7 protein-coding genes are annotated in these 6692 nt (G+C 39.9%); 2 read left to right on the top strand and 5 right to left on the bottom strand.

Annotation, left to right across the window (positions count from 1 at the left end; genetic code table 11):
* Positions 1 to 235: 235 nt before the first annotated feature.
* Entirely contained in the window at positions 236 to 574 is a 339-nt protein-coding gene (locus FAR12_RS22305) for a zinc ribbon domain-containing protein YjdM (protein WP_126410968.1), read from the bottom strand.
* A 156-nt stretch (positions 575 to 730) separates the two neighbouring features.
* On the opposite strand from FAR12_RS22305, the gene FAR12_RS22300 reads away from it, so the two are divergent.
* A complete protein-coding gene (locus FAR12_RS22300; RefSeq protein ID WP_212734406.1) occupies positions 731 to 1813 on the top strand; it encodes a DUF2804 family protein in 1083 nt (360 codons plus the stop codon).
* Between the two features lie 107 nt (positions 1814 to 1920).
* Here the strand turns inward: FAR12_RS22300 and FAR12_RS22295 are convergent, their stop codons facing one another.
* The 3 genes from FAR12_RS22295 to yeiL form a co-directional block, all read right to left on the bottom strand.
* Positions 1921 to 2535 carry a hypothetical protein gene (locus tag FAR12_RS22295; RefSeq protein WP_126410967.1) on the bottom strand — a complete coding sequence of 205 codons (615 nt, stop codon included), beginning with the start codon at positions 2533 to 2535 and terminating at the stop codon, positions 1921 to 1923.
* A gap of 12 nt (positions 2536 to 2547) precedes the next feature.
* A complete protein-coding gene (locus FAR12_RS22290; protein WP_126410966.1) occupies positions 2548 to 3717 on the bottom strand; it encodes a ParM/StbA family protein in 1170 nt (389 codons plus the stop codon).
* Positions 3718 to 4039: 322 nt separating this feature from the next.
* Positions 4040 to 4711, bottom strand: coding sequence for a transcriptional regulator YeiL (yeiL, locus tag FAR12_RS22285; RefSeq protein WP_126410965.1), 672 nt, complete (start codon positions 4709 to 4711; stop codon positions 4040 to 4042).
* An 80-nt stretch (positions 4712 to 4791) separates the two neighbouring features.
* On the opposite strand from yeiL, the gene FAR12_RS22280 reads away from it, so the two are divergent.
* Complete coding sequence (locus FAR12_RS22280) at positions 4792 to 5976, top strand: MFS transporter (RefSeq protein WP_126410964.1); 1185 nt, start codon at positions 4792 to 4794, stop codon at positions 5974 to 5976.
* 110 nt (positions 5977 to 6086) lie between these two features.
* On the opposite strand, the gene FAR12_RS22275 is transcribed toward FAR12_RS22280, so the two are convergent.
* Complete coding sequence (locus FAR12_RS22275) at positions 6087 to 6584, bottom strand: LURP-one-related/scramblase family protein (protein WP_126410963.1); 498 nt, start codon at positions 6582 to 6584, stop codon at positions 6087 to 6089.
* Positions 6585 to 6692 lie beyond the last annotated feature (108 nt).

The following is a 6692-nucleotide window of genomic DNA, read 5'->3' as shown; positions in this document are numbered from 1 at the left end:
CATTATTTTGTAATTTTACTTCTAAATCCAAAGGCAAAACGATTTGATTCATGATATAATTTTTAAACATAAGGACCCTTCTTTCGGATGAAATTTGGTGTGGTAACTTTATTTTATCAGAAGTGGTCCTTATTTTTATTCAAAAAATAATTAAAGCCGGTGAAATTTTACTTGTCGTAAAATTTCACCGGCTTTTTCATCTTAGAGGTGGGGTTTTGTCCCAGCCTCTTCCTTTTTAGATTTTCTTAACAAATTCAGATTTTAATTTCATTGCTCCAAATCCATCAATTTTACAATCAATATCATGATCTCCATCCACTAAACGGATATTTTTTACTTTCGTACCCTGTTTTAACGTAGACGAACTTCCTTTTACTTTTAAATCCTTAATTACGGTAACTGTATCCCCGTCGCTCAAAACATTCCCGTTTGCATCTTTAATAACCTTTTCATCATCATTTGCCCCATCACTATTTGGCGACCACTCATGACTACATTCTGGACAAACGAATAGAACTCCATCTTCATATGTATATTCAGAATTACATTTTGGACAATTAGGTAAAGTACTCATTGTTTGTAGCTCCTCCTCAAAAAACGTTTCCTCTTATACTACCCTTTTTTCTCTGAAAAGGAAAACCAGTTATAACCATCAGCCATCATACTAAATTTTAATAGTTTTGAATTTTTGTTATAATAGAGTGATGAATAGTTGAAGGAGTTGACTCGTGTGAAACATGAGGATCTAAAGGATAATAGCGTTATAGATTCTGAAAGAGCATCTGATGCGCACAAAAATGAAAGCGTTATCGCATCAAAAAAAGAGGAAGAGACCATTCTCATCGTTGATGGCATACGGCGCCATGGGCGATTCAAAGCACGGCCATATGATGTCGACCCACTAGATGAGTCGTCACTTCTCCCAAGGGCCCTACGACGTTTTCGCCTTAAAGAGTGGGTCGGGTTCACTCTGCTGCACCCGGAACTGCCGTCTTCCATGATTCTTCAGGAAGCACACTATTTGGCGAGTTCGGAAATCTATGTACGTGACAAGCACGGCATGGTCGAACATAGTCGTAATGTCCGAGGCGGATCTCTGAAACTTCCGCATGAACTCTTCCCAAGTGCACCTGCGATTGATGCAAATGGCTACTGGATTGGCTACGACTGGGCAGAGCAACCAAATGGACGTCATCGGATTCGAGTTTCTGTCGACGCAACGGCAGAGCAGGCTGCGATCAAGATGGACCTTGAGCTTGATGGAGCAAAAGCTTCGGCCCCACTATCCGTGAGTTCCCCTCTACCAGGAGGAGCGATGTACACGCACAAAGTGGCATACCCTGCTTCCGGCAGCGTCACGGTCGGTGACCGCACCTACACCTTTGACGCGTCCCGCGATATCGCTATTCTCGACGAGCATCGCACGTTCCTTCCCTACCGAACATCGTGGCTATGGGGTACGTTTGCGGCAATTACACCAGATGGAGTGATTGGTGCGAACTTTGCTCAAAGACCTATCGTAGCTGGGACTGAGGAAGAGTCCTGCCTGTGGACACCGGGAGCATGTGAACCACTCGCGGACATCACGTTTAAACAAAAATCTAACGACCCACTTGCACCATGGCACATCAAATCAGCGGATGGAAGACTTGACGTCACCTTTACGCCTGAAGATCGTAAGGACGTCAAGCACCAACTCGTCGTCGCCTCGATTGACTATTGGCAGCTCGTCGGAACCTACACTGGTACGGTTGCAGGTCATAAGGTAAAAGGCGTTCGTGGTGTGTGCGAATCCATGCGGGCTCGCCTCTAAAATCGTACTAGTAAACTTCATAGGTTAGAAAATGGGCTTTTTCTAATCCTGGTGTTGCCGGAGTTACGAACAAAGACCACCATCAAGGTGGTCTTTATTTAGTCGTGCTACTTATTCATCGCATTTAGAAAATCCCCCAGTAGATTATCTAAATCACTTTCTTCATCTGCCTGCTCCTCTTCCACTTCTATAGAAAGGTTTTGAGTCGCCCTATCCCATTCAAACGAATCCAAATCGTCCATCATTTTTGATTCCTTGGTAACAGCAGTTTCCTCAGTAGCCTGTAAATAGTCATCCACTACAGACTCTTCCTCCATAGAAGGGACCTCTTCGTCAGGCAATTCTTCTTGCAAGTACAGAGCCTCATTGATATCTAAAGAGTTACTATTTAAGGATGCAAGCAAAGCCGTCGCACGAACGGGGTCCGTTAAAAGCTGGTATATAATCGTTCCTAACAGCGCCTCAGAATGCTCATGCTTTAACCAATCTCGTTGTGACTTGCTTAATCTATGAGGAAGAGGAACCGTAATTGTTTCCCGCTCCTTTGAAAAAGATTGACCAACCCCACGCAGTACAAACTCAGCAATTTTACTGGAAAAATTCCTTCTTTCCACTTCCTTTAGCTTTTGCAAATGCCTTAATAGGTGGTCAGGGGTATCCGAAGGGACACGAAAGGAAATCGCTTGTCCCCTCTTAATCTCATTTGAGTTAGAGCTTTTCATATCATCACCCTATTAATTCTTTACCGGTTCATGAGGTGGTTTCGGCTTCTCACTCTTCCGAACTAAATCAGTGATGAGCTTATAATAAGCATTTGCCATCATCCAGATGCTTTCCTTCTCATCTTCAAAAAAATCAATGTTATAGCCATCTAGATTGTTATTTAATGTTTTTATATATTCTTTTAAAACATTCGCTCCTCCACCTACAAAATAGCAGATTTCGGTTTGTGAATTTTTCTGCCACACATTGCGTAATAAGCGATATTGTTTTTTGGCTAGTTCAAGTAAGATCCGATCGGTAATATCATGAACACTCGTCCGACTCCCTTTTACCATAATATGATTTCGATCATTTTTTCTCGTAATAATTTCAACGACATCGCGACGACTATCTAATTCAATGCCATGCTTCGATCTGATTTCTTCTCTAATCGCCTCTAGTGATTCTGATACGCCTAGATTAAAACCTTGTGCCTTATCATCATCTACATTTCGATTCTTAATGACGGCAATATCTGTCGATAATCCCCCGATATCTTGAATGATAATCCTCTTATCTATTAAATCCTTATTGATAATTTTTAGCTGATTATCCATAACAAGGTTAATATACGCTGCGAATCCTTCAGGGTAGATCTTCACTTCATTAAATTTAATATTTACTTTTAGACCTTGGTATTTCGGTGTGACGAGAAATTCGACCTGATGGACAGAACCAACCAATTTAGAACGGTATCCAGCATCCTTTCCTTCCTTCACTTCTCTTAAAGGGAGGCCCGTTCCAAGCGTATAGTTAGCATCAATAACATTTTTTACGCGGGGGAAAGCATTGCTGTTCTCCTCGTTAACAGCATCTAATGCTAGAGTGGCGAAAAGCATGATTAACGTCTGATCTTCTTCAGATTTAGCACTACCTGGATCGAGTTCGGATGCGTTGCTGCTCTTTGTTGCTAGATGGCCAACACGATAGATGGCATTGTTTTCTTTCAGTGCAGGGGAGTGCACCTTGATATGTATTCCTTCTAGTGGATTTTTATTATTCAACTCTTCTATTCCAATTACAGGACGGTCTTCCGTATCTCTTGCTACAATGTTAGGAATATTTAATTCGTACTCTACTTCCCCAAAAATGGCCTTAATGGAGTCATTACCAACGTCTACTGCTGCAATTCTAGAGTTCATCTTTAATCATTCCTTTTCATATATTTTTTACTTCTATATAAAAGGCTATAAGAGATTACTAGATTCTTCAATGCGCTTTGCGTAAAAGAAACACAACTGTAAACAATCCGTAAACTATGGCTTTTTGTGTACATTTCTGTAATCTTTGCTTACAATTCCGTATACATTCGGTTCTAACAAGATGTATACAGATTTGTTTACATGTATACGTATTTGTACACATGTTGTTTACCGAATGTAAACATGTAGACCATTTTGTACACTCATCAAAAATATGAAAAACCCAACGATTAGACATTGAGTTTTTCATAGAAAAGCTATGTCATTTATTTTTCAACACCCCAGCAAGCTCCTTCAAGGAACCATATTGTTTAATCTGATAGTTCCTCCCCTCTTTTTGCAAATACCCTTTCTCGCAAAATTGGGTCAGAACATGCAATAAATGGCGATAGGATACACCTAAATAATCACAGACGGTCACATGTTTTTCCTTATACACCCCTTCATCTGCTGTCTGCAAAATAAAATCCGCTAATCTATTTTCAAGAGGAAAAGCGAGGCTTTGGGAATACTTCGCTGCCATAAAGGTTGCCTTTCCACTTAAAAACCTCGTTAATTCTCGTAAAAATTTTGCGTCCTCCAATAATTGTGTACGGTAGCAATGAAATGGTAACGCAAAACAGACGGTCTTTGTTGAAGCTTGAATCCCCTTCGTGTAGTACACATCATTTAATAATTCCATTTCCCCGATGTATTCATTAGCATTAATAAAATTGATTAAGGATACTTTCCCATTTTGATGGGTAACATAAATTTTAGCTTTTCCTTCGATCACATAAAAAAGAAAATCTGGTCGCATCCCCTCCTGAATGATCCATTCATCTCGCCTGTATTCGTGCACTTCGATAAACTCTTCAACCGGAAAGGAAAATAAATGTGCGATTGAGTACTTTTCCAAACATATCCTTTTCTTCTCACCCTTGTAAATTTCCATATTCCACCTCAAAATATGAGATATCTCATATTATTTTTCATTAATTCCATGATATCATGCAATCATTGAGGGGGATAATCATGAACACACAACGCTGGATGAGTATGCAGTTTTTTAGTTTTTTTCTAACATGGGGAATATTTCTACCTTATTGGTCAGGGTGGATGATTTATACAAAAGGAATTACAGTCTCAGAAGCTAGCTTGATTATGAGCTTAGGACTGATTGCAAGAGGACTTTCTACACTTTTTGCATTTCCTTTCTTATCTGAAAGATTTAGTAGTAAAACATTGTTAAAAATATCGGGAATCGGTTCACTAGTTGCGGTTCTCTGTTATGTCCCGGCAAATTCATTTGCTAGTTTACTAATCGTAACAGTCGTTTTACATCTATTTTACCCAACACTAATGCCAGCTTTGGATAGTGCTGCTAGTGTCCTTGTACAAAGTAAACAATTAAAGCATTACGGAAGAAGTCGTCAGTGGGGGTCCATTGGATTTCTCTCCATCGGCATGGTTTTAACCATTTTTACAGGCATACTTGGGGATGAAGTCATTTTATGGGCACTCTTACTTGGCATAATGGGATTTGTCGGACTTGGTTTTATGCCTGCACCCGTTATTTTATCTGAAAAGCCACAAATAGCTCAGACAAAGAAAGTAGGCATGTTACATCTTTTCAAGATTAAATATTTTGGTTTAGTACTTATGGTTGTCATTTTACTGCAAGCAGCACATGCTACTTATTACAACTATGGCTATATTTTTCTACAAGAAATTCATGCACCAATCTATCTAATTGGACTCATTATAAACATTGCTGTCATTGCAGAAATCATCTTCTTCTCGATCGCAGATAAACACTTTGACAAGTTTTCAGTAGGCTCTTTACTAGCCTTAGCGGCCGGTGGGTCAACGTTACGTTGGATCTTGGTATTCGTCTTTCCTAATGTGATTGTGTTCTCGATCGCGCAAACATTGCATGCATTCTCGTTTGCGATGGGGCACTATGCTTTTATGAAATACTTAATCAAAAACATTCCCCATGCGCAGATCCCGAAAGCACAAGGCATCTATTCAGCGCTTGCACTTAGCTGGAGCACAGCCGTCTTCACTATTTTCGGAGGATTCTTATACGAAATAGAGCCAAGATATGCTTTCATTGGAATGATCGTTTGTACCATTCCATCAATGCTTCTAGCACTTTTATATCGAAAAATGGAACTTAGAAAAGACGTCTTGGTTCCTCGAACTTCACATAGCTGATTATTAAGAACTTCAATTCTCAAAGACAAAGGAGCCTTAGAATGATTCTAAGACTCCTTTTTTATTCCCGGGAAATAAATTTCGACAAAAATTGATTTTATCCAACTAGTTCAGTGTGTTGCTGCAGAGGATGCAGCTGCTTGGTCAGCCTTCACACAATCAATCGCAACCACGAGTGCTATAACTATCTTCTCCATCGCTTCATCTACGATTTGAACCTTGTAGCTATCGCCCCAAGTGAACCACTCTTTACTCACTTTCCCGACGACTTCCCCATGCTGCAGTACTTCAAAATCCATGTCCCACCAGTTTCCTTGCACCTCGATGTCGGCCGAATCAATCGTATAGCGTGCTTTGAAAAACGAGAATTCCTTCTTGATCGTTAACACTTCCCGGCCGTCTACCTCAACAAAAAAAGTTGGCAAAAAACTAAACACTTTTTTCGTAATCAGTGCAATTTCGTCCCGTTCTACGTTCATAATGGAGAAAGTCTTTGGAATTTGCATAAAACTGCCTTCCACGTAATAGACGTCCTGCTCCTGTTGATCTCTTACAGTAAATTTTTCCCCTAGACTGAATACTTTCTGCTTTATATAAAGTTGTTTCATAAGTGTGACCCCCTACTCATTCATTCCAAATACTATATGTTTATATTCAATTCTTTTTATCGAAATTCCTTCCAAATGAAAAAAGGAATGCAAACCATGCCTTTGCAT

It is taken from the genome of Bacillus yapensis, from assembly GCF_005280205.1.
GTDB classification, from domain to species: domain Bacteria; phylum Bacillota; class Bacilli; order Bacillales; family Cytobacillaceae; genus Robertmurraya; species Robertmurraya yapensis.
The sequence above is the reverse complement of the archived record's forward strand: the minus strand, read 5'-3'. Positions and strand labels throughout refer to the sequence as shown.